Here is a 231-nt window from a genome sequence, read left to right on the forward strand (position 1 = left end):
CTGAGGAGCACAGCGAGCGTGCGCCCGCCTCCCGGCTGGGGCTTTGGAGGTGTTCGCTGTCGGTCCGCAGTCATCGATTTATAAGCGAGTGGCCGGGATTTGGCGGCGTCTTCGGAGCGGCTACCGCCGGTTGCTTATAAATGAACGACGGAGTCGGAAACTGCTATTCAAACCCCGAACGTCGCGCGCAGCATGTCGCGCGTGCCCGGACCCAACCCGACAGCCAGCACC

General features: G+C 63.6%; 1 protein-coding gene. It reads right to left on the minus strand.

What is annotated here, in order from left to right; translation table 11 throughout:
* Positions 1 to 167 precede the first annotated feature (167 nt).
* On the minus strand, positions 168 to 231 hold a 64-nt coding region (locus tag EXE44_RS21810; protein ID WP_241991925.1), incomplete at its 5' end, for a DUF63 family protein.

The sequence above is a fragment of the Halorubrum sp. SS7 genome (genome assembly GCF_005435055.1).
GTDB lineage: Archaea > Halobacteriota > Halobacteria > Halobacteriales > Haloferacaceae > Halorubrum > Halorubrum salinarum.